This window comes from Roseibium album (assembly GCF_965233825.1).
Lineage (GTDB): Bacteria > Pseudomonadota > Alphaproteobacteria > Rhizobiales > Stappiaceae > Roseibium > Roseibium album.
In genome coordinates this window covers 3,493,892-3,516,582 of record NZ_OZ247583.1, presented here as the reverse complement: position 1 = coordinate 3,516,582, position 22,691 = coordinate 3,493,892, and the positions used below count along the sequence as shown (strand labels likewise).

Annotated in this window: 17 protein-coding genes; 1 reads left to right on the top strand and 16 read right to left on the bottom strand. The window is 57.2% G+C overall.

The annotated features are described in order from the left end of the window. The 10 genes from ACO6TI_RS16015 to ACO6TI_RS15970 all read right to left on the bottom strand — a co-directional run bounded on the left by ACO6TI_RS16015 (nucleotide 1) and on the right by ACO6TI_RS15970 (nucleotide 14,737). On the bottom strand, nucleotides 1-1,227 hold the full coding sequence (locus ACO6TI_RS16015) for a tetratricopeptide repeat protein (protein WP_196998454.1): 1,227 nt from the start codon (nucleotides 1,225-1,227) through the stop codon (nucleotides 1-3). Continuing rightward, nucleotides 1,224-1,439: a hypothetical protein gene (locus tag ACO6TI_RS16010; protein WP_055112282.1), complete on the bottom strand. Its 216-nt coding sequence runs from the start codon at nucleotides 1,437-1,439 to the stop codon at nucleotides 1,224-1,226. The genes ACO6TI_RS16015 and ACO6TI_RS16010 overlap by 4 nt, the downstream gene beginning before the upstream one ends. Then, nucleotides 1,432-2,700: a hypothetical protein gene (locus tag ACO6TI_RS16005; RefSeq protein ID WP_422382864.1), complete on the bottom strand. Its 1,269-nt coding sequence runs from the start codon at nucleotides 2,698-2,700 to the stop codon at nucleotides 1,432-1,434. Before ACO6TI_RS16005 ends, ACO6TI_RS16010 begins: the two co-directional genes overlap by 8 nt. A 176-nt stretch (nucleotides 2,701-2,876) precedes the next feature. Further along, nucleotides 2,877-4,478, bottom strand: a complete 1,602-nt coding sequence (locus tag ACO6TI_RS16000; protein ID WP_422382863.1) for a glycosyltransferase — start codon at nucleotides 4,476-4,478, stop codon at nucleotides 2,877-2,879. Further along, nucleotides 4,478-6,052: an HlyD family efflux transporter periplasmic adaptor subunit gene (locus tag ACO6TI_RS15995; RefSeq protein WP_422382862.1), complete on the bottom strand. Its 1,575-nt coding sequence runs from the start codon at nucleotides 6,050-6,052 to the stop codon at nucleotides 4,478-4,480. Before ACO6TI_RS15995 ends, ACO6TI_RS16000 begins: the two co-directional genes overlap by 1 nt. Before the next feature lie 290 nt (nucleotides 6,053-6,342). Continuing rightward, nucleotides 6,343-8,238: a calcium-binding protein gene (locus ACO6TI_RS15990; RefSeq protein WP_055112277.1), complete on the bottom strand. Its 1,896-nt coding sequence runs from the start codon at nucleotides 8,236-8,238 to the stop codon at nucleotides 6,343-6,345. A gap of 497 nt (nucleotides 8,239-8,735) precedes the next feature. Continuing rightward, nucleotides 8,736-9,710 (bottom strand): TAXI family TRAP transporter solute-binding subunit, encoded by a 975-nt coding sequence (locus ACO6TI_RS15985; protein WP_422382861.1) that lies wholly within the window; start codon nucleotides 9,708-9,710, stop codon nucleotides 8,736-8,738. A gap of 36 nt (nucleotides 9,711-9,746) precedes the next feature. Then, nucleotides 9,747-11,828 carry a TRAP transporter permease gene (locus ACO6TI_RS15980; RefSeq protein ID WP_422382860.1) on the bottom strand — a complete coding sequence of 694 codons (2,082 nt, stop codon included), beginning with the start codon at nucleotides 11,826-11,828 and terminating at the stop codon, nucleotides 9,747-9,749. Then, nucleotides 11,825-13,090 carry an alkyl/aryl-sulfatase gene (locus ACO6TI_RS15975; RefSeq protein ID WP_422382859.1) on the bottom strand — a complete coding sequence of 422 codons (1,266 nt, stop codon included), beginning with the start codon at nucleotides 13,088-13,090 and terminating at the stop codon, nucleotides 11,825-11,827. Before ACO6TI_RS15975 ends, ACO6TI_RS15980 begins: the two co-directional genes overlap by 4 nt. A gap of 3 nt (nucleotides 13,091-13,093) precedes the next feature. Next, nucleotides 13,094-14,737 (bottom strand): sulfatase-like hydrolase/transferase, encoded by a 1,644-nt coding sequence (locus tag ACO6TI_RS15970; protein ID WP_422382858.1) that lies wholly within the window; start codon nucleotides 14,735-14,737, stop codon nucleotides 13,094-13,096. A gap of 134 nt (nucleotides 14,738-14,871) precedes the next feature. Between ACO6TI_RS15970 and ACO6TI_RS15965 the strand changes: the two genes are divergently transcribed. Beyond that, the gene (locus tag ACO6TI_RS15965) at nucleotides 14,872-15,729 is read left to right on the top strand and encodes a helix-turn-helix domain-containing protein (protein WP_055112267.1); all 858 of its coding nucleotides are present in this window, start codon (nucleotides 14,872-14,874) and stop codon (nucleotides 15,727-15,729) included. 387 nt (nucleotides 15,730-16,116) lie between these two features. Here the strand turns inward: ACO6TI_RS15965 and ACO6TI_RS15960 are convergent, their stop codons facing one another. Genes ACO6TI_RS15960 through ACO6TI_RS15935 form a run of 6 tightly spaced genes read right to left on the bottom strand, consistent with a single transcriptional unit; the run spans nucleotide 16,117 to nucleotide 22,688 of the window. Next, complete coding sequence (locus ACO6TI_RS15960; protein ID WP_422382857.1) at nucleotides 16,117-16,890, bottom strand: SDR family oxidoreductase; 774 nt, start codon at nucleotides 16,888-16,890, stop codon at nucleotides 16,117-16,119. Between the two features lie 56 nt (nucleotides 16,891-16,946). Next, entirely contained in the window at nucleotides 16,947-18,128 is a 1,182-nt protein-coding gene (locus tag ACO6TI_RS15955; protein ID WP_108873151.1) for an OsmC family protein, read from the bottom strand. A gap of 54 nt (nucleotides 18,129-18,182) precedes the next feature. Beyond that, nucleotides 18,183-19,694, bottom strand: a complete 1,512-nt coding sequence (locus tag ACO6TI_RS15950) for an aldehyde dehydrogenase family protein (RefSeq protein ID WP_422382856.1) — start codon at nucleotides 19,692-19,694, stop codon at nucleotides 18,183-18,185. A 10-nt stretch (nucleotides 19,695-19,704) separates the two neighbouring features. Then, on the bottom strand, nucleotides 19,705-20,502 hold the full coding sequence (locus ACO6TI_RS15945) for a nuclear transport factor 2 family protein (RefSeq protein ID WP_282045636.1): 798 nt from the start codon (nucleotides 20,500-20,502) through the stop codon (nucleotides 19,705-19,707). Nucleotides 20,503-20,512: 10 nt separating this feature from the next. After that, nucleotides 20,513-21,295, bottom strand: a complete 783-nt coding sequence (locus ACO6TI_RS15940; RefSeq protein ID WP_422382855.1) for a coniferyl-alcohol dehydrogenase — start codon at nucleotides 21,293-21,295, stop codon at nucleotides 20,513-20,515. A 16-nt stretch (nucleotides 21,296-21,311) separates the two neighbouring features. Then, on the bottom strand, nucleotides 21,312-22,688 hold the full coding sequence (locus ACO6TI_RS15935) for a TRAP transporter large permease (RefSeq protein ID WP_422385315.1): 1,377 nt from the start codon (nucleotides 22,686-22,688) through the stop codon (nucleotides 21,312-21,314). Nucleotides 22,689-22,691 lie beyond the last annotated feature (3 nt).

Here is a 22,691-nt window from a genome sequence, read left to right as displayed (position 1 = left end):
TCAACCCTCCTTCTTGGCAGATTTTTGCGAAGTGGACTTTTCGATAACGGTCAGGTTTGCCTCGTCTTCCTGCAGCAGATCCTGCAGCAGGCTCGCGCTGCCCTGGTGACCGCGGTCGGTCCCCTTCCGGGCCAACTCAAGGGCCTTTGTGCGGTCTTGAGGCACGTATTTGCCACGGGCGAACAGTCGTCCCAGTTCTTCCATGGCCCCGGGGTGACCGACGGCCACACCACGCTCGAGCAGTTCGACCGCACTTTCCGGTTCGAGGTCGAAGCTCTGCTTGAGATGAAGGCGCGCGAGAGCGGTCAACGCGCCGCCATGCTCAGCGGTCGCTGCGAGCCTCAGCCATTTCAACGCTTCTTCCGCGGATCTTTCGTCCAATGATGCGCTGATCAGCATCTGTGCAAGATCGTGCATCGCCCCGGCATCACCGAGGTTTGCGGAGCGCAGGAACCAATCCCTTGCGCGCGAGCGATCCATGGCCATGAATTCGCCATCGCGGTAAATCCGGCCCAGCGTTTTCGCCGAACTCGCGGATCCGTCCCTGGCTTTTTGTTCCAGACCCGCGATCGCACGTTCCGCCCAGAACCGAGCACGTTCGGGATCAGGCGTCACACCGTAACGGCCTGTCAGCAATATCCGGGCATAGTTGATGGTGGACGAGGGATACCCGGCAATTGCGGCCTGTTCATAGTGGTAGAACGCTGCCGTGAGATCACGCTCCGTCCCTATCCCGCGTTCATGATGCTTGGCCAGTTGCACATGCGCCTTCGGATAATCCCAGTCGAGTGCCTTCATGAACCACTGCAACGCGATTTCGGCGCATTTTTCGCCTGACGAGCGTTGAAACAGTCGGCCGAGTTCATAAGCGGTTTCACCGCGATAGGCGAAAGAGTACCTGACCGCTTCCATGAAAATCAGACGCGACTGTTCCAGGTCCGTATTGACCCCCCAGCCGTTCTTGTAGGCCCTTCCGAGATGGAACAGGGCAACGGGGTGGCCGTCATTGGCGAGCTGGGTGAGAATATCAGCGGCGGCTTCCCAACGCCCTACCTTCTGCAAACCGCGAGCCTGCTTGATCATCTCCTCGATCGTCGGATCAATCCGCTCGGATTTGATCTTTACCGGCATGGTTTCCGAAGTAAGGGCTACCACACCTGCCACACCAAACACGGCGCCGAGCAGCAACCCCTTCCACAGGAATGATTTCTTGTCTGTCCGGGTCATTGCAACACCTCCAGGGCGAGTTGTTCGTATTGCCGGCCGATTGCCATATCCTGCTGGTGCAGGCCGTCTTTGTGGCAATGGCTCTCAAGTTGAACGGGTTTTTGCGAAGTCCGGTCAGGCGTTTGCGTGAAGCCGGTTGCCGCGATGGCCCCGACAATCAAGCCGGTTGCACAAATGAGAATTTCCCCGAGTGAAAAGCGCAGATTAGCCATCGGTCTTCCTCCAGATCCTGCACGACGAACCTTCAAGGAGCTCCAGCGTTCCTTCAACGTGAGACCGCGATGTCTCGGCTGGCGTTACGGGGCAGACCAGGTCCTTGCGACGGCTTGATGCGGTGGCAACACGCTTCGGGTCGCGATCGATCAACATCAACAATTCGCCGACGATCCTTCGCGCCGGGTCCGAGCCGAAATGATAGGCGTCGGTGAAATTGCCGAGTTCCCGCGTAAAGGGCGTGTCGAAGTCCAGATCGACCACGGGAGCCAATGTCGAAAGACGTTCACGGAACTTGTGGTTCGCAGCCGTCAGTCCGAAATCGGAGATCCGGCGCTGCATTTCGGAAATGGTCGGCGGGATCAGAAACACGAGTTTCACGTCATTTTCGGCAGACCAGGACGCGATTTCCTCGATCATGTTCCAGAGGTCTTCGGACTGCTTGAACCGGCGCCAATCCGCGGCACCATTGGTACCGACCTGTTTTGCAAAGAGCTGCGGCAGGTCGCGGTCGATCGAGATTTCGGGCCAGTAGCCCGCCCATCGCCCAAGGCCGAACCCGTGGCCATGATAAACCGCCGGAAGCCTCAAGGACGAGACCGACGCGCTCAGTGCACACTCGTCGCAAAGTGACGGGTCAAGAAGAGCTTCGACCGACAAGGTGCTGACGGCTGTAAAGTCCGCGGCACGAGCCTCTTGAACCGGCCAGAGCGAGACATCTTCAAAAAGAGCGGTCAAACCAGGATACCGGTCCTGAAGCAGACGCCAGCCGGTCTTTGTCACAAACCAGTTGGTGTAGTAGGCAAAGGGATTGTCCGCGAGCGCAATGGCCTCGGGGACCCGGTTCATGCTGCCCTTGAAACGGGCATCCATGCTACGGAGAGGCAGACTGACGATAAGCGTGTCAAGCTCGACCGTTTCCCTCAGATATCTGAAGGTGTCGTAGATCTCGTAGACCGTCGCTCCACCGTAAGCGAAGTTATAGACATCGTCCCGGCCAAGCTCCTGCCAGTACCTGTCCTGCAACGCGCGCGCTCGGCTATCCCCAAGGATCACCGTCGGTGCCTTGATCCGAGGATATTCCATCATCTTGTAGAGCGGGTAATGCGCCTTGACGCTGATCTCCTTCTTGTCGAGATCGAGTTCGACAAGACGATTGTGGTCGAATGCGTCGACGACGGCATTGAAGGCAATCGGTGCCAGCGCGATCATTACCGTGACGGCCATCGCAGCGGTATACAGTTTCGGGATAGGTCTCATGGCATAGCCCCTGGATTTGTTTCCTGTCTCTTGAGAACAAGAACCGGGCCAATCGATATTTTTCAAGAAAACGCATATAAATCAAAAGCTTAATTTTGACTTCTCAATTTGAGAACGTGAACCCATTTCGATTTTTGGAAAAACCGGTTTGCAAAATCGGAAGCTGCCTAGCCGCCTCAGGTCGATGCAGTCAAACCAAGCAGATACGAGATCATCCGGGTGCTCGGTGGATCGATGAGGCCCGCCATCAGGCAAACGGCAAGGAACAGAATCGTGACGTATAAAAGCGTCAGATAGCTTGCCATCCAGTTCTGCAACGTGGCGACAAATCCGTCACCGTCGCCCGCGCGTTGATCGCCCCGGTTCGACCAGCGCTGCTTGGACAGCCTGAAGATACAGTAGACCTTCACCGATGCGTTGATGAGCTGGTTGAAGTAGAGAATGAAGGGATAGCTGAGATCAACCTTGCGCGCATACTGGAACAGAAACAGGGACAGCAGCATCCGCGTGATACATATGAAAACGACGTAACCGAAAACGTAGTGTGGGTCATAGAGGACAGAGGTGCTCACGGCCAAAACCGGGCTTACAAGCATGGTCCACATGGACATTCTCTGATCGAGCAGGCACCACCAGATAAAAAACGGCATGCGGTGCGGTCCGAGCGCAAGTGCTCTTGTGCCATTCCGCAGCATGTTGCCCGACCAACGGCGGAAGTTCTGCACCATCCGGTCCATGCCGGATCCCTCGATCACCTCGACGGTATAGCCCATCGCGTCCGGTACGTAGAGCATGCGGCACCCTGACTGCAGCATGTAGTACCAGGTACTCTTGTCATCACCGGACAGAAACCGGAATTTGCCCCAGAGCCAGTGCTCGAGGTGGTCGGCCTCAAGCAGACGTATGAATTTCAGTTTCACCAGATGATTGGCCCGAAAGACCGACATGCGGCCTGTCAAGGTCAGGACCCTGCCGGACAGGGAATGGGATTGCATGGCAAGACGACGCTGGGCGAAACGCATTGTCAGCCAGTTGGCGATCCATTGGGGGCCGATGCACAGAACTTCCTCGTCCGTGGTACAGGCCTGCAGATCCGGATAAAGCTTGAACAGCGGCAGACAGGCTCCGACGGCGTTTGGCGCGAGAATGAAGTCGCCATCCATGAAGATGATGAGATCGTCCTTTTCGACATTGCCGCGACTCATGGCACGCAGAACCAAACCGATCGCGAGCCGTTTGCCCGGCTGGTTTTGCCGCACAACGTGAAGGGTGACATCCAGGTCAGACCATTCGCGAAGAAGAAGGCTGGAAATCAGCTCCTCATCGGAGCGGTCGCCGGAACCAAGCCAGATCGTGCCCGGAACGCCGGCGTCCTTGATCTCACGGCAAATCGAACGGATCACCTTTTCGGTTATATCGCGGTGTTCCTTGTAGGTGGTCATCATGAAATGAAGGTGCCTGGGACGCCAGCCGTCTTCCCAGACCTTTTTCCCGGCGTCGCGCATGGACGGGTAGACAAAACGGCCGTAGATCCAGGCGCGGACCGCGTGGGTGAACCACCATCCGTAGCGCCAGATACCAAGCAGACCGATCACAAGGGTGATTTCCCTGGTCGACGGACTGAAGAAGACGTTTTCGAAAACGGTGAGCCCAATGAAGCAGAGACCGAAATAGAGCGTAATCTGAAAGAGCGCCCAAGGGGTCCATTTCGCCCACCCCTTTGGCTGGTGCATGATCTCGTCGACCTTGTAGGGGAGCGATGATTTTTCCTGTCCCATCACAATCCCCTTGTCAGCTGCTGCAGTGTCCTGAACACCAGATTGTTTCGATGGCGTTCGAAATAGACCGTGACAGGAGTGCCGCTCGACGGCAGGTCTCCTTCCGCCGGTCGCAGTGTGACCTGCGCTGAGCGACCATCCGGTGACCGGAAGCGATGTGTTTCCGTCACCTCGTCGACAAAACCCGCGGTTCTGTCGATCTCCATCACTTCGGCTGACATCCAACGGTTTTCCGTCGGCACATAAAGAGATGCCTTACTTCCCCTGCGCACCTGAAGCACTTCCTCCTGGGTCAGAAAGGCCCTGATTTCTTCCGCACCGGTTTCTTCGAAAACCAACAACGGAGCACCCTGTTTGACTGCGTTCCCCCGGGCAACCTCAACCGAGATCAACCTACCGTCGGTCGGTGCAAGCACTTCTTGTTCTGTCTCTCGCGCGCCAAGATCCTCGACAAGGCGTTGCTGATAGTCCTCTTCGGTCTTGAGGCGGGCAACCCTAGCTTCCATTTCGGCGAGCCGTCCTGCGAAGGCATTGCCGGTGAAAAGACGGATGCTGTTGCCGCCGTCGATGAGTTCTTTCAGTTCCTGAATATGGATTTGCTTCCGGGCGAGATCGGAATCAACCGATTTCAGGGACAATTCCGCTGTCTCAACTTCGTCTGTGAGAATGAGGCCCTTCGCAGCCAGTGCGCGCACGCGATCAAGCTTGAGGCTTGCATTTTCCTTGGCAAGTGCAAGCCCGGCAAGCTGTGATTCCGCCTGGCGAACATTGTTCTTCGCAACAAGTGCATATCCTTCCGCGCGCCTTCTTTCCTCTTCGACGAGAGCCTGTCTTTCCGCCAGTTCGGCACGCGTGGAAGCAAGCTCGGATTTTGCCCGGCGGAGCGTGTCCTGCCGATCAGTGTTCTCCAGCACGGCCAGCAAGCTTCCTGCTGTCACGAGGGCGCCTGTTCGCTGCGGCAGATCCACAATGCGGCCGGCGACAGGCGCCGTGACCGTCGATCGGTCCGCCGTCACGACGGCAGATTCAACCTCAAGCCGGAAAAGGGTCGCAAAAACATAGACGCCCACATAGCCGAAGACCGCAGCTCCCAGGGCAACATAGAAAAGTGTCATGACGATCTGCCTGAGCGGCCATCTGCGAACCGGCAAAGCCTCGACAGGATTGGGATCCGGTTTTGTCGGAACCGGTGTGACCGGAGTGTCGATCCGCACAATCGTGTCTGCAACGTCGGTCATCTTGCCGCGGACGAGGTCTTCCACAAAATGCTGCATCAGGGCAGCTTCACGCTCACCAAGCTGCACGAACCTGAAGGCAACCTCGCCGCCGGCCTCATCCAGGCGAACAACTTCCGCTTCGGCCTGGAGTGTTATGTTGAACCCCTGAAAAGGAAGTGTGCACAAGAGCGTGTGGCAGGATCCCATTTCCGGAAGATCACGAAACGCACCTGCGATCCGGCACCCGCCAAGACCCCAGTCGACAGCATCGAAAGACTGCGCCCCCATGGCAACGCGCATGGGCGCCGTTACCCTGTAGTGCAGCCTCTGGCTGGGTCTTTCGTGAATGATTTCCACGTTGCGGTTCCTGCTGTTGCGTCGACAGCAGACCCTTTGCAACACGAATGCCAAGTGCTCAGCACAGTTAACGGCGAGAATTCAGAATCAGGAAAGCGCTCTAACTTACTGATTTTCATTATCTTTCAAAAACAAGCTAATTGAAACTCACACCAGGTTTGCAAAATGGGAAAACCTTCGAGACTTTCCGAGACCGGAGATCTTCCCATTTTGCAAAGGTTTCGGTTTTCGCTCAGGCGTAAACCGGGCGGCGGTTTTTCCATCCGCAACCCGGTTTGCCAGTTCAGTTTTCAGAAGATGAAGCAGTCACTGTCGTAAAGAAACTGGACAGACTGATCTCCTACTCCCTGCAAGGTGCAGATGTCCTGATAGGTTCCGTCACCTCCCAGATCGACCGATAGATGCGTATCGCCGTTCGACGCCGTTGTCTGAAGCTTGTCCAGAAACGTCTCATCACTATCGCTGCCTGCAAGGTGGCTGAAGTCCAAGAGATCGGTGCCGACAATGAAATCGGTGATGATATCGAGACCACTCAGATCGTAGCTGCGGAAAATGAAGGTATCCACGCCAGTTCCGCCAGTCAGGGTGTCACTGCCACCCAGGCTTCGGATTGCGTCATTGCCTGCACCGCCATCAATGACATTGACGCCCGACGTACCTTTCAAAATATCATTGCCGGATCCGGACCTGATATTGTCGATGAAATGCAATGTGTCTGTCCCGATCTCCAGGCCATGCGCCTTCTTGTTATGGAGAAGGATAGACAGATCGACGTCATAGGCTGTGTAGTCGACGGTGTCGTTGCCACGGCCACCATGCATATAGTCGTTTCCGGCGTCTCCGAAGAACGTGTCATCGTCATGACCGCCATAGAGCCTGTCGTTGTTGTGGCCGCCGCGAAGTTCGTCATTTCCGGCACCACCCTTGAGGGTGTCTTCGCCGTAACCACCCAGCATCACGTCGTCTCCGGAACCGCCGATGATCATGTCATCGTCGTTCCCGCCATCCAGCGTGTCGTTTCCGGTTCCACCATTCAGAGTGTCATTGCCGCTTTCTCCGTAAAGCGTGTCGTCTCCATTGTTGCCGTTCAGTTCGTCACTCTGCTGGCCCCCAAAGAGCGTGTCATTACCGGAATTGCCGTAAAGCGTATCCTCGCCCGAGTCTCCGTACAGGTGGTCGTTGCCACTGCCGCCATGCAACTCGTCATTGCCGTTGTTTCCATAGAGCCAGTCATCGCCGGATCGACCGTGAAGCTCGTCGGCACCGGCACCACCATGCAGAAAGTCATTGTCGGTGCGTTCGATAACCGGCGTGTCTCCGCCATTGCCGGGGTCAGGATCGGTGCCACCGGAAGCCGTGTTGTAGTGGGCGTTCAGGACAAGGGCATTGGCAAGGCCGATGTCGACGGTGAAAACACTGTCGTCGAAGTCGCGGTCTCCGCCGTTGAAAAGATCCTCAAAACCCAGGGTCAAGGTTCCTGCATCGGTTTTCAGAACGCCGGTCGTGTGCAGGAGATTGTCCGGATTCAGGTTGACCGTGTCGCCGTGGGCGGACGTGTGATAGGGGTCATATTGAACGAGCGTCTTCGTGCCGTCCGGAGCAATATGGTAGAGCCGCGGGCTGTCGCTGGTGAGCGATGCTTGCGAGCCATCGGCATTCTGGAACTCGAGAGTTCCGTTTTCCAGGTCGAGATGCGAGTAGCCGCCATTTCGGCTATAGCCGTTGGAAACGATAAAAAATGCGATTCGATCGCCGGCACCGACATCGAGAAATTCGCGCGATTCCCCCTGGATCAGATTGCCGCCGCTGCCTTGCAGCGATGCATTCGGCCAGATGAATTCAACGTCCGTGATCGTGCCATCTTCCGTGATCTTGTAGTATCCGAAGGTATTGCGGTAACCCGCTGTTTCGCCTTCAAAAACCACGGAAACCGGATGGTCGTCAGTAATTTCGACAGAGGTCACCTGGACCAGGCTCGGACCACCCGATCCAAAGAGGATGTCGTTGCCATTGTTGCCGTAGAGCGTGTCGTCTCCCGTTCCGCCCCAGATTTCGTCGTTGCCGTTCCGTCCGGTCAGGAGATCGTCACCGAAACGTCCTGACATGACGTCAGAATGTTTCGATCCGTTCAGTACATCATCTTCATTGGTCCCGATGACAGGACGTGTTGCGGGTAAGCTTGGCATTGTCTTGCACTCCTAATACTGATGCGCGACTGCGCAAATCAGCGGAGGCATTGCAGTAAACGGGCCATTAACCCTGGAGCAAAACAAGGAATTTTACTTATATTTTTCAGATAGTTGCTGATTTCCGAAAATTTGAATTCGCCAGATCTTTCGAAAAAGCGACGAAGTTTTTTTATTTTGCAATGTCTATTTTGATAGTTGCAGAGCTCAGGCAGTTGTTGGTTCAGTCGAACCAGTTCCAACTCAAAAACACGATTTCAAGAGTGTCCGGCCCAGCGTTCCCTGCCCATAGAACCAACCGGCTTTGACGCAACCACACAGACCGGTGTCAAATCTTCGCCAGGTCGAAATGTCGTTCCACGGCGTATCTCTTTCTTGGTCACGAACTGTGACTGCGACTTGATCGCGGCCTGATCTCAAACTGATCGTCATTCACTGTCGAACCCGATCTCCCGGGTCGCAAGTTGCGGGAAGCCAGGACCTCCCGCAACTCAGGATCATTCAATGGCACCTGCTTCGCGGTAGTAGCGTTCCGCACCCGGATGCAGCTCCATCAGGCCGCGCTTGGAAGCCGCAAACTTGACGTCCAGTGCCTTTGCCCAGGGAGCTTGCGACGTGACCTGCTCCAGGTTGTCCCAGAAGGTTTTCGTGATCTGGTAGACAGTTTCCTCGTCAACATCGGCGCGGACACCGATACCGACTGCGGTGTCAAAGGACATCACAGCTTCCTCGTTGGTCTGACCGTCATACATTCCCGAGGGGACTTCAGCGCGATAGCGCCATTTGCCAAGCCACTTGTCGACTTCCTCGCCCTCGTCGCTCTCCGGTCCGATGAAACGCAGGTTCTCCGTTTCGGTGAACTGGATGAACTGCCCGCACGGATCGAGGCAGCCATTCACATAGACGTCGATCTTGCCATCTAGAAACGCCTGAAATCCGGTCTGCCAGTTGGCCTTGATGGCGTCATAGTCCTCGCCGACCACAAGACCGGTGGTTGCCTCCACCCATCCGCGCGCCGCGTTGTAGGCACCACCGCCCTGGGGCCCAAGAAACACGGATGCACCCTCGATGTCGTCGAGTACCTGAATGTCGCTGTCGCCGCGAACCGTGAAGTGATACTGGCCGTACGGGAACCACATCAGCAGCTTGTAGTTCTTGGCAAGCTCAGGTGCTTCCGGCTCATTGGCATACATGGCCTTGCCTGCAGACATCAGGTTGTAGATGACGGGGCTGGTCATCGACAAATCGAGATTGCCGCGCGCGACTTCCATCATGTGCAGCGTCGCGGCGCCACCACCCGAGACCTCGATTTCGATATTGTCCAGATTGTCCGTCACGATATTGGCAAAGGTCGCCATGGTGATTGCCTGACCGAGACTTGGCGCGATCGTCGCCATCTTCAGTGTTTCCTGTGCCTGGACCGGCGTTGCCCAGATCATGGCTGCACTTGCAGCAATTGCCAGTTTCCGCATGCGATTTCCTCCCTGAAAAATGCGTTTTGATTGTGTTCAGGCCGATTTTGCATCGACCGGTGACGGGTCTCCTCCCAGAAACCTGTGTCCAATGACGAGGCCAATTCCCGCAAAGAGTGCCGTTCCGGCGATCGCCATGTTCGGGATCAGCAGGGCGATACCGGCAGCGCTCCTCAAGATCCGTTCCAAGATGTTGAGACGGTTCTTTTCAAATCCCGTGACAGCCGAGGTCAACAGCCACATGGCAAGCGTGAAGGCAAAGAGGATCCAGCCAAGATCCAGCCAGGTCACGCTGGAAATATCGATCATCGCCTTCGATGTCGGCACCTCGCCGCCGAACCAGCCAAACAGGACCTGGAGCTTGTAGAGAACGGCCGGGTGATAGACAAAAACGAAGGGAATGATGAACCCGGCCAAGGCAAGCCGGGCGGCCTGAAAGCCTGTGCGCACCGGATCGGCACCGGCAATCGGTGCGGCTGCGAAGGCAGCAAGTGCGACGGGCGGTGTCACGGTCGAGATAACCGCGAAGAAAACCACGAAGAGGTGCAATGTCAGCGGAGCTATGCCGACCGCATCGATGCCGGAGCTGAGCGCGATGACGATGATGAAATAGGTTGCACCCGGCGGCAGTCCCATTCCCAGGACAATGGCGCCAAGGGCAACAACCACCAGCGTTCCGAAGAGTGGCCCGTCTGCAAGCTGTGCGAGCATCAGAGACAGACGGCCGCTGAAACCCGACACCTGGATGAGGCCGACGATCAGGCCGATGGCCGTGACAATGACGATGATCGAGGCGGACATGCGACCGGCACTGACAAACGCACTGTACAGCCTTTCCCGCGAGCGGAAGCCGCGGAAAAGGACCAGCGCGGATGCAAGCGCAACGATGAAGCCGTAGAAACCCGCCTTGGGAACCGAAGGCTGGGCGAACAGGAAATAGCTCAGCACACCAAGTGGCAGGACAAAGACGAGACACTGGACACGTTCTGCACCCGTCAGTTTCGGGCGTTCATCTGCCGGCAACGGGCCAACCCCCTGGCGACGCGCTTCAAAATAGACCGTCAGGAATGTGCCAAGGTAGAAGAAAATTGCCGGAATGATTGCCGCGATCACGATGTACCGGTACTCAAGTCCGATCTGACCGGCGACGAAGAACGCCACAACGCCCATCACGGGTGGCATCACCTGCCCGCCGGTTGACGCCGCCGCTTCCACTGCCGCGGCAAATGCAGGCTTGAAGCCAGAGCGCTTGATGACAGGGATAGTCATCACTCCGGTCGAAACAACATTGGAAATCGCAGCCCCGCTCAAGGTGCCGAAGAGCGCGGAACTTGCAACTGCTGCATGTGCGGCACCGCCAGTGAGCCCGCCTGTCAGCCGATTGGCGATCTTCATGAGGAGATCCCCTGCTCCGCTTGCCATCAAAACTGCGCCAAAGACGATAAATACCAGGACGTTGCCGGAAACAACCTGCAGGGGTTGCCCGAACATACCACCCGTCTGCGACCAGAAATTCAGCACCATGGAGCGCATGCTTTGTGCCAGCGTCGCCTCCGATCCGGCAAGAATACCGGTCCATTCCGGCAGCCAGCCACGCACGAAAAAGTAAATGATCCAGAAGAGGCAGAACCCGACAATGAACGTGCCGAAATTGCGCCAGGTCAGATAAAGCACCAGCGCGGTTGCAATCGGAAACAGAACAAAATCAAGCGGCCGTGCGGCGGGCAAGGCCCCACCGTCCACGGCAAACAGGTTCGCGACCCAAATACAGAACACAAGGCTCGACAGGGTCGCCAGGACCCAATTCACCCATGGCCGGATTCCGGTCAGGCTGAGAAAGGAAATTGCAAACGCAAACAGGATCGGCAACCCAAGGATCAGGCCGGTCGGCAGCAGAAACGTGCGCTCGAAAGACCGGAATCCGCCACCGAGCCAGTGTTCGCGCGCAAGTAACCGCTGTTGACGACGCGACAGCTCATCGAACCCGGGAGTGGTGACCTCGATCACCCAGCGTACGAATTCCGACAAGGGACCCGAGGCAGCATAAACCAGTATCACCAGCGCGAAGACAAAGGCCAGAAGATCGGCAACGCGTTGTTCAACACGGACCGGTGTCATCTGTTCGTCTCCCCGCCGCGAAGTCTGCGCGCGTGCCAGAGATAGGTGTTTCGGGCCGTCGCGTTGATCTCGTCCTCTGCGATGGTTTCCATTGTCTCCGCCTTGAGCAGCTCTACCGGTTCGCCAAGGGCAATCAGGTGGTCACATAGTTCCAGGCACCACTGCGGGTCGATTGTTGAACGTGCCGCTGCCGTCAAGACTTCGACACCGCCGGCAAGATCCGCCATGTGCCTCGCTCGTTCAGCTGATGAGAGCGTCCCGAGTGTTGTCGGATTGCCGTCATACCAGCCGAGCGTTCCACTCGCGAAGGCGCGGGCTGACCAGCTCGCCCTGCCGTAGAATTCACCAAGCCAGGGCTTTGACGCGATGTCATCGGGAAGGCGAAGTTCCGATACGATGTCATCCATGGACTGCCCCTTGTCCATGCCCTCGGCGGTATGACGCATCACGTGCAGGATCGCCCGACGTGTTGTACTCAGCACCTCCCGCACCTTGTCCTTGCCGAATACCGGCATCGTGTGCCCCGGTGCCAGAACAGCCGCACCGAGCTGTTCAAGCAGCTCCAGGCTGTCCGCCCAGGCGGCAAAGTCGCGGTACGGCGTGCCTCGAATGGCATAGAGATTTGGAAAGGCGTGATACCAGTTGTCTCCGGGGATCAGAACGCCTGCCTCTTCCAGCCAGACAGCCATGTGATCCTCCGTCTCGCCAGGTGCCATGATGAGCCTCGCCCTGACCCCGTCGAGATCGATATCCTGATCGTCTTCTATCAACTGTGTTGGCGGCAAAAACCCGGCCCCCAGCCCCTCCATCGGACGATCACCTGGACCGCACCCGAGAGAAATACGTTCTTCGGGGGAAAGCCCGATGCCGAACTGTGCTGCCGTTCTGCGGTTCAGGGCTTTGTGGGGTGCGATCTTGTTACCGTCCTGCCCGACCAGGTCCGATTGGAATTTTGCATTCGCGATCACCGGACACACGCGACCTTCTGCGAAAATGGCAGCGCCGGATATATGATCCCGATGACTGTGGGTGTAGATGATGCGCCCGACCGATTTTGCCGTCAGCTTTCGAATCTCCGAAAGAACATTCTTAGCTGCGCCTGTGCTCTCCGACGTGTCGACCACAGTCAGAGAGGAAGCCCCCGCGATGACGTGTTGCGTCGATGCCGCATAACCGACGGCGGTCCACATGCCGGGTGCCAACTCGACAATCGACTTGCGGAACTGGTTCTCATTGTGATGGAGCAGATCAGCATTGGGCATGGTTCAGCCTCCCGTATGCTTCTGCGGTGCCGGTCCGCGATAGTGTTCTGTCAATTCATCGGAAACTTCCGAACCATCCACCAGAAACGGCAGAATACCTTTCCTGATGGACCTTCCCCGCATTCCCTTTATGTCATCGTCTGAGCGCGTTACCCTTTGAGCACAGCGCCGCCCCCATTCGGCCAGCATTGCATAAAGCCTGTCGATTTCTGCCTGATGACCTGTTTCCTTTGCCAGGTCGTGGAACTCATCGGGGTCGTGTTTCAGGTCGAAAAGCATCGGCCGGAAGCCGCCTTCGGCATGCATGAGCTTGTAGCGACCATCGAACACCATGAAGAGACGGCAATCCCTGGGTTCCAGCCCCAGTTTCACCGCTTGAGGGGTCGGTGAAAAGTCAAACTCGGAAACGGCGAATTCACGCCATTCCGGTTTTTCGCCGTGAAGCCACGGCAGAAGCGAACGACCCTCAAGAATATGATCCGGCACCTTGCCTCCGGCGGCCTCCACGAAGGTCGGCGCGAGATCTATGGATTCAACGAGAGCATCGCATGTCGTTCCACGCGTTCCGTCCGCTTCCGGGCGCGGATCATAGACGATCATCGGGATCTTGACCGAAGGATCGTGGAACAGATCCTTTTCGCCGAGCCAGTGGTCACCGAGATAGTCACCGTGATCAGATGTCAGGACGATCATCGTGTCTTTCAGGCGGCCGGTTTTCTCAAGGTGATCCAGCAGGACACCGAGCTGATCATCGCACTGTTTGATCAGGCCCATATAGGCGGGGATGACCTTTTGCCTGACATCGTCCCTTTGAAAGGCGCTGGAGATCCGATTTTCCATGTAGGCGGCATAGACCGGATGCGGATCGTCCCGTTCGACCTCGTGCCGGCCGGCGGCCGGAACATGGTTCAGACCGTACATATCGTGATAAGGAGCGGGAACGATATAGGGCCAGTGTGGCTTGATATAGCTGACATGGGCGCACCACGGTCCGCTCTGCGCTTCGATGAAATCGACGGTGCGTGCTGTCAGCCAGGGTGTCTCGCTGTCTTTCTCGCGGATATTCGCTGGCTTGTCGGCATTGGCGAACATCCAGCCGGAGGCAATGTTTCCGTCTTCATTTATTCCGGCGTTGGCAAAATCCGCCCAGGGATTCTGACCTTCATACCCTTTTGATTTCAGGTATTCGTTATAGGGCGAACGTTTCTCGTCATAGAAGCCGTCCGGGCCACTGCCCCACAGGCCGTCATCACGGATCCAGACATCAAATCCGCATTCGACCTGACGCGCTCCGATCACGCTGTCCGGTGCCAGCCCAAGACGCTTCATGCCTTCCTTGTCGGCTTTCATGTGGGTTTTGCCGATCAGCCAGCAATCCATGCCGGTATCACGCAGGTGGTCGCCAAGTGTGTGCTCGCCCACACGCAAGGGAAAGCCGTTCCAGGCAGCACCATGGGAAGAAACATACCTGCCGGTGTAAAAGCTCATCCGGCTGGCGCCACAGATTGGCGACTGAACATAGGCATTGGTGAAGCGCACGCCCATCGCTGCGACACGATCGAAATTCGGCGTGTGCAGATGCGGATGTCCGGCGCAGCCGAGATAGTCAAACCGCAGCTGGTCATACATGATGAACAGAATATTCAAGCGCGGATTTCTCCACTTTTTGCCGACCAGATTGACCGGCTCCCTCCCGCGGGCAATGCCCGTTTGTCAGAGAAGTATTGCCCTTCCTTTTCGAGTTGTCTAATCTTCAGTCCGCTAGGCGGACCGATGTAACGATGACCGAAAATCCTCGAAACGAGCGTGTCAGATCCCTTGAACGGGGGCTGGAAATCATCGAATTCCTGTCACGCCGCACACGGTCGTCCCTGGCTGATCTGCGCCAGGCAACCGGCTATTCCAATGCTACACTGTTGAGGCTGCTCGCCAGCCTGCAGCACCGGGGCTGGGTCCGGCGCAACATCGTGGAGGGCCAGTACGAACTCTCGCATTCTATCGGCAAGGTGTTGGGCGAAAATGCTCGCGCGCATCCGCTCGCGGAACTTGCCGGCCCCATTCTTCTGGATCTCAAGGGACGGCGGACGGGTCTGCCGTCCGACCTGAATGCCGTGACAGGTCCGGGACGCATTGAAATCATTGAAAGTACGCGCTTGCGCGGTCCCATGGCCCCGACCCGCACCGCGCTCGGCATTCGTCCGTCGATGGTATTGTCTGCACACGGCCGCGCCATCCTCGCCTTTTCGCCCGAACCTGTCGCGGAAAAACACCTTGAGAGCCTCAAGAACTTCGCCGGCAAGGAAGAACTTCGCATGATTGAAGGCGGCTTTCTGGCAACTGAAATCGCCGATACACGCAAGCGCGGTTTCGGTCTTCGAGAGGCCGCCTACTGGCAGGCGCCGTTCGATCCGGGGCCGGAACTCGGCGCCATGGCGGTGCCGATCATTTCCAGTTCGGGCGTTCACGGATCCATCAGTATCTTGTGGATGGTCGACGACATGAATATCGACGAAGTGCTGGCCTTCGGCTGTCTTGACGACCTTCAAAAGGCAGCTCGAAGGGTGGCAGAGGTGCTGGATCGTGAGCGGATCAAGGCGCCGGATATTTTGTCAGCTCAAACTTTGCCTGGAAACAGATGATTACCCGCTTCTGTACTCCCTTAACTTGCCTGCAAGCTTTGACATCATCGCTTTGGCTCGGAACAAAATATGCAACAACATTCCAAAAGCATATAATAACGGAAAAGTTATGTAAAAATAAAACCTGAAAGGATCTGGAACAAGCTTAACCACAAGAACCATAATGATGAATAATAAAATTAAAGTTATATAACTATATTTGCTCTTCGCACTATAAACTCTGCACAAAACCCTCTCGAATTTTGAAGATTGACCCTTTTCGACAATCATTTGCCTGCTTTCCAGCTTTTGACCTCATGTTCGACGCTTGATACTTACGCGACAAGCATCCAAGGCGATAGAGACTTTGTCATTCTGGTGAGCGAATGAAGCCTGTAAATTCAGTTATCACGTTCCTGAAATTTCCAGCTTGTCGCTTACCGACATCGCGCTCATGCCGCCATCGATGGTTATGTCCTGGCCCTTGATCCAGCCGCTTTCCGGGGACGCCAGGAAGATGATTGCATCGGCGACTTCCTCAGGCAGGCCGGGCCGGCCGGCGCGCGCCACGTTTTTCGCCATCCTATCTCCGAAGGCTGCGGCGAAATCCTTCAGAATTCCAGTGCTGACGGCGGCCGGGCTGACGGAGTTCATTCTGAGGTTCCGGGCAATCAGATTTTCGGTTTCCGCCATGGTCATGACGATCACCGCTTCCTTGGAAAGATTGTAGGCCCGCGTCGCGTCAATGCCTCTTTCGCTGATGAACGCCGGAAGTCCATCCGGCTGGAGAGACATCAATGCCTTGACCTCCTCAAGGTTATCCCGCCACATCGCCCCTGCCCGCGACGCCGTATTGACGATCGCAGCACCTGGTTCCAGCTTGTCCAGCATGCCGTCCATAAACCTGCGCAAACCGAACCAGTTCACCTTGAGGATAACCTCCTCCAGACCATCTCTCGGCGGCAAGCCAGCATTGTTGATGAGCGCATCGTACTTTCCGGACACAGCATCGGTCGCCGCCTGGATCGAGCCCGGATCGCTCAGGTCCGCCTTGATCCAGTCCGCCGCAGAAACCTGTGGTTCGGTGATGTCGAACGCTGTTACCTCGTGCCCGAGCTCCGCCAGCTTCCTGGCAACTTCGGCCCCGATCCCCGACGAGCCTCCGGTCAAAGCCACGCGCATCTCAATCCTCCCCTATCCTGTCTCGACCTAGACCTTCCTGCCAATCGCCGCTCGCGTCAAACGCGGACAACTTTCAGCCTGGTCTTCAAATCCGTCCGGCAGAAGGCATGCAGGAAACAGGTTTGCTCGGAGATATCGAGCATTTCCTGGGCCGTCTCATCGCTTTCCGATGTTTCCAGATAGACATGGGTTTCGATCGGATCGGCTTCGCCGGCCCGACCCGTGCCGCCAGAGGCGCCACCAAGGGAGAAATGCGTGTCCTGAACGATACGATAGTCCGGCAGGTCCAGCTTGAGCATCGAAACGAAGCGTCCGAACTGGGTCATGAAGCAAAAGCCTATTCCCGCGCTGATCAGCGTGTTGGCATCCGGTGCCCGGCCGTCTTCGGAGCTCAGGAAACGAAAGCTCGTTCCATGGGGCGAATAAAGCATCTGCTGGATGTCCTTGATGCCGTCAGGCCTGAGTTCGGCAATCGCGCTCGGGTTCAAACGCCGGTTCTGTTCATCGGCAAGACTGGATGCCGCCGCAGCCGTTCCAAGCGCCACGTCCTTTTTCGGCGTCATCCCAACCGGCTCCACCAGCATGAATGAAGACGACTCTGCCCGGCTTTTGGCGAAATGGTTACCCGGATCGGGAAAGAGGTCTCCCTCCAGTTCCGCAACCTTCGCAGTCGGCAGTTCGACACCGTTCCTGCCGAGCTTGAACAGGCTTTCCAGTTTGCCGCGCATCAGGCCGTTGAGAGGCGAGGCATGGATCGCGTTCATCAGGAAGGTGTTGAGCGCACCATTCTCCAGGTCGCAATCGATCTCCACGCGCAATTCCACCGGTTCGGCGCCACCCACCATGGTGCGCTTCGGCATGGACCCTTTCATGGTGTAGAAATTGTCCTGGAGCAGCTTGAGTTTCCTGATCTTGACCCCTTGCATGTCGGCAAGCGCACAAATCTCGTTCATATAGCTGGCAATCATGCCTGTGGTCAGAAAGGCCAGCGGGCAAGGTGCTTCATCGTGACCGCTCAGATAAGGGCCCTCATCGGAAACCAGACGCCAGGTGTCACCGGTTTTAGCGGATCTGACGAGCGCCTCCTTCTGAAACCCGGACAGTGAGCGTACCCAGGTGCGAAGCGCATCACCCTTACGGTTCTCCGGCGCATTGATGCCAACTTCGACCGCATTCGACACCTTGAAAAACGGCGCCAGGCTGCTTTCACCTATGACGTTCTCGCCAAGTTTTGCCATGTCATTCATCTCCCGAATATCTGCCTTTTTCCGATCCCGCCAGGGTCGACGGAATCATTGCGGTCGCTCGGGCAGGAACCCGGCAGGAGCCGATATGGAATGTGGTTCGGCGAAAGCCAGCGCACCGTCATATCCGAGGTTCCGGCCAATGCCAGACTGTTTGAAACCGCCGAACGGTCCGCGCCCGTCCTGTGCCATCGGCCCGTGGCCGTTCAGATAGGTGTAACCGGCCTCCAGCCGCCGGGCGATGCGCACCGCGCGTTCCGCATCGGAGGTCCAGACGGACGAGCACAGGCCGAACTCACTGTCATTTGCCGAAGCGACGGCTTCGTCTTCGGTGCGGAACTTCATGATCGGCAGACAGGGGCCGAACTGTTCCTCGCGAACCATCTTGAGCGAAGGATCAGCGTCGTAGACAAGTGCCGGCTTCTGGAAATAGCCACCACCATTGTAAAGATCCTCGTCCGGCACCTGGCCGCATTCCTTCAGATCTGCGCCCCTTGCCCGTGCCTCCGCGATCATGTCCCTGACGATCTTCAGCTGGCGCGGATTGTTGACAGGTCCCATAGTGGTCTCGGGCTCAAGACCGTCGCCAACAACGGCCCGCTCACAGGCCGCGGTAAAACCGTCGACGACTTCATCGTAACGACTTGCGTGAACATACATCCGTTTCAGGGCCATGCAGATCTGGCCGGAGGACCCGAACGCACCCCAGTACATCTTGTTGAATGCTTCTTCATTCAACTCCGCATCCTCCAGGATCAGTGCCGCATCGTTGCCCCCCAGTTCAAGCGTGACGGGCGTGATGTTTTCGGCGGCCACTTTCATAACGTGTCGTCCAACGCCGACGGACCCCGTGAAGTTGACCAGTCGCACCAGCGGGTGGCCGGTCAGCGTGTCACCAATCTGTCCGGCATCACCGGTGATGATGTTCAGGACGCCCGGCGGCAGCAGTCTGGCGATGATCTGCAGAGTAAGTACCGGTGCCATTGCGCTGTCTTCCGAGGGTTTCACCACCACGGTGTTGCCGGTCACCAGCGCTTGCGGAAGTTTGGCGCCAAGGATCGACAACGGCCAGTTCCAGGGAACGATCAACGCGGCAACACCGCGCGGCTGCCGGGTGATGATGGTATCGAATTTCGGGCCGACATCCGCCGGTCCGAGTTCCTCGTCGACCGCCATGCGTTCACCATAGGCAGCCGCCTGGAGGAAACGGTCGCCAAGGCGGCTCATTTCCAACAGTGTCTCGCGCGCGATCTTTCCGTGTTCACGGGTAAAAAGGCGAGAGCGATACTTGACGTCTTCCTGATTCGCCACCAGAGCCGAGGCAATATCGCGCAACCTTCGTGCCCGTTCCTCAAATCCAAGGGCTGCCCAGGCCGGAAACGCTGCATGCGCCGCCTCGACGGCTTCATTCATATCCTCTCGGGTTGCCGCTGCTGCATGACCGACAAGCTCCGAGGGTCTGGCAGGGTTGAACAGATCATAGACAGCGCCGCCCGAAGCCGGGCGCACCTTCCCGTTTATGAAGATACCCGTGGTTATCTCCTGGTCCATGTTGTTCATGATCTTGTCCTCAGAACTTTCCCTGGTTGTTCCATTCCTCGGGTGCGAGGATCTTTTCGGTGACGTCCCAATGCTCGACGATCCGGCCTTCTTGCAGCCGGAAGATGTCGAAGACGCAATAGTGGCTCCTGCCCATCTGCATGTGGCTGAGGGTCACGACGAAATTGCCCTGGCCAATCAGCTTGTGAACTTTCCAGTAGCGCATGGTTTCGCCGCGCGCCGCCAGATCCGACACCAGCCCTGCAAGCCCATCGAGTCCGTCGGCCGCATCGGGATTGTGCTGCAGATACTCGTTCGCGGAAATGAAGTCGGCAGCGCGCGCAAAATCACCATTGATCAGACACGCGTCGCAAAAGGATCGTACGAGGGCCTTGTTGGCTTCGGTCCTGTGCAGATCCTCGATCCTTGTGGTGCCATCCGTCATCGTGCGGCCCGACTTCGTCCTTGTTTCGAACGTCTGGATGACGTCCCAGTGCTCAACAACCCTGTCGGTCTCGTCGGTGTCGAACAAATCGCCTGTCACCCATTTGCTCTCACCATTGTTGAGGCTCTGAAAAACGTGAAGGAAGACAAAGGATCCGTCCTCAATGGCGCGGATCACTTCGATCTGGCGTACCGGGTTGCGCTCGAGGAACGGACCGAAGAATTCAGCAAAACCCTTCTGTCCATCGCCAACTCCTGTCGAATGCTGCGTATAGCGGGCACCGGTGTGCGCGTTGAGCGCCTCCCAGACCTTCCCGTCCCGGATGCCGTCGAGATACAGTCCCTTTGCGTGATGAACCTTGTTGGTGCCTGACAGCGAATGCATGATGGAAGCCTCAAAACTGGTGAATATTGCTCAGGATATGGCCGGACATGCCACCGTCGACCGTCAGGTTTGCACCGCGGAACCATTTTGCATGTTCGCTCAGTGCAAAAGAGACGACAGGTGCCACATCCTGTGGTCTCCCCGGCCGGTCCATGTGCTTGCGATCTTCCTTCGCCCGCTCGCCCAACGTTTGAAGAAAGTCCCCCAGGATCGGCGTGTCGACCGGGCCCGGGCTGATGCAGTTCATCGTTATGTTTCGGTCGCGCCAGGTCCATCGGTTCTGCATTGTCCAGACAATCAGAGCTTCCTTTGACAGAAAATAGGAACGGCCACCCTCGGCATTATCGAGACCTTCGGCCCGGCAAAAGCCGGCGACATCGTCATCAAGCGACACTTTCATCGCCCGTTTGACCTGATCGACCGCATTGGGCCAACCGAACCCTGCCAGGGATGCCAGGTTTGCGATCGATGCTCCGTCCGCGAGCTTGGGTACGATCGCGAGCGTCAAGCGCTGCAATCCGTAGAAATTGACTTTCAGAACTGCTTCGGCTGCCCGGGTTGGCGGTACACCGGCAATATTGGCCAGTCCATCCGCCCCCTCGGGCAGCTCTGCGACAAGGGCGTCAATTGACGCAGGATCTCCCAGGTCTGCCTCGAAAAACCGATCGGCGTTACCTGTTGGATCGCGATCGACGCCGATGACGGTTGCGCCCTGCTCCTTCAGCAATCGGCAAGTCTCTGCTCCGATACCTGACGCTGCCCCTGTTACGATAAACGTCTTGCCGTTGTTCATGAAAATTCTCCCAAGGTCAGCCCACCATCGTCTGCGGCAGGAAAATTGCGATTTGAGGAAACAGTGCGAGCAGCAGCAGCATGAAGGCCATGGCGAACCAAAACGGCCAGATGCCCCTGAAAATCTGCCCCATGGGAACGCCAGGGGCGATGGACTTTACGACGAAGACATTGAGGCCGACCGGCGGTGAGATCATGCCCATCTCCAGCACGATCACCACGACAATCCCGAACCAGATCATCTTCATGTCCGCCATGGAAGGGTCAAAACCGAATTCCAGGGCGGCGATGATCGGAAGCACGACCGGGATGGTCAGCACCAGCATGGCAATGCCTTCCAGAAACATGCCGAGAAACATGTAGATGAGGATGATGATCAGGAGGATACCGTAGTCGCCGATGGGGAGCGACGTCATCAGGCTCACCAGTTGTCCGGGCAGTTCGGTGATCGACATGAAGGGGATGAAGATGAATGCACCGATAATGATCAGAAATACGGTCGCGGATGCCTTCACGGTCTGAAGTGTCACTTCACGCAGCGCTGCAACAGTGAGAGACCGCCGCCACAAAGCGACCAACAGCGTGAGAAAAGCGCCCACCGATGAGGCTTCGACGGGCGTGAAGAAACCCGTGTACATGCCTCCGATCGTGAGCCCGACAACGGCGACGAACGGCAAGGCGGCAATCGTTGCTGACCGTCGCTCGGACCAGCTGAAGCGAGGTCCCGGTGGCCCGGCTTCGGGGCGACGCAGGACGGTTGCGTAAATAGCGCCGATGAACAGAAGCGTCATCAGAATGCCCGGTATGACGCCCGCCATGAACAGGCGGCCAATGCTCTGTTCCGTCAGCACCGCGTAGATGATCATGCCGCCAGAGGGCGGGATCAGAAACCCGAGCGTTCCACCTGCCGCGACCGAACCGGTCGCAAGACTATCCGAATAGTTGAATTTCTTCATTTCCGGGAGCGCAACCCGCCCCATGGTGATGGCGGCTGCAAGGGACGATCCGGAAAGTGCAGCAAATCCTGCACAAGCCGCAATTGTCGCGGACGCCAGACCGCCCTTCATATGTCCCATCCATCGATAGGCCGCCTTGAACAGATCGGCGGACATACCCGACACCCCGGCAAGGTTTCCCATCAGGACGAACATGGGAATGACCAGAAGGTTGTAATTGGAAGCCGCTTCAAAGGTTTCGCCGGACAGATTGGACATGGCCGTCTTGAAACCCCGTGCCCACGCCTGGTCCGGGCCCATGCCAAGCAGGAGGAAACGATTTGCAGTTGCGACAATCGTGCCGACGACACCAACCAGGATCATTGCAAGCGCCACGGGAAACCGGAGCGCCAGAAGGACAAACAGGAACAGGAGGCCGAACACTCCGAGCATGGTCATGCT

Coding starts and splice junctions, on each gene's coding strand:
- ACO6TI_RS16010 (WP_055112282.1), bottom strand. CDS start 1,439: ATGGCTAATCTGCGCTTTTCACTCGGGGAAATTCTCATTTGTGCAACC.
- ACO6TI_RS15935 (WP_422385315.1), bottom strand. CDS start 22,688: ATGACCATGCTCGGAGTGTTCGGCCTCCTGTTCCTGTTTGTCCTTCTG.
- ACO6TI_RS15985 (WP_422382861.1), bottom strand. CDS start 9,710: ATGCGGAAACTGGCAATTGCTGCAAGTGCAGCCATGATCTGGGCAACG.
- ACO6TI_RS15975 (WP_422382859.1), bottom strand. CDS start 13,090: ATGCCCAATGCTGATCTGCTCCATCACAATGAGAACCAGTTCCGCAAG.
- ACO6TI_RS16015 (WP_196998454.1), bottom strand. CDS start 1,227: ATGACCCGGACAGACAAGAAATCATTCCTGTGGAAGGGGTTGCTGCTC.
- ACO6TI_RS15950 (WP_422382856.1), bottom strand. CDS start 19,694: ATGAACAACATGGACCAGGAGATAACCACGGGTATCTTCATAAACGGG.
- ACO6TI_RS15945 (WP_282045636.1), bottom strand. CDS start 20,502: ATGCATTCGCTGTCAGGCACCAACAAGGTTCATCACGCAAAGGGACTG.
- ACO6TI_RS15980 (WP_422382860.1), bottom strand. CDS start 11,828: ATGACACCGGTCCGTGTTGAACAACGCGTTGCCGATCTTCTGGCCTTT.
- ACO6TI_RS16000 (WP_422382863.1), bottom strand. CDS start 4,478: ATGGGACAGGAAAAATCATCGCTCCCCTACAAGGTCGACGAGATCATG.
- ACO6TI_RS15955 (WP_108873151.1), bottom strand. CDS start 18,128: ATGGCAAAACTTGGCGAGAACGTCATAGGTGAAAGCAGCCTGGCGCCG.
- ACO6TI_RS15960 (WP_422382857.1), bottom strand. CDS start 16,890: ATGCGCGTGGCTTTGACCGGAGGCTCGTCGGGGATCGGGGCCGAAGTT.
- ACO6TI_RS16005 (WP_422382864.1), bottom strand. CDS start 2,700: ATGAGACCTATCCCGAAACTGTATACCGCTGCGATGGCCGTCACGGTA.
- ACO6TI_RS15940 (WP_422382855.1), bottom strand. CDS start 21,295: ATGAACAACGGCAAGACGTTTATCGTAACAGGGGCAGCGTCAGGTATC.
- ACO6TI_RS15990 (WP_055112277.1), bottom strand. CDS start 8,238: ATGCCAAGCTTACCCGCAACACGTCCTGTCATCGGGACCAATGAAGAT.
- ACO6TI_RS15965 (WP_055112267.1), top strand. CDS start 14,872: ATGACCGAAAATCCTCGAAACGAGCGTGTCAGATCCCTTGAACGGGGG.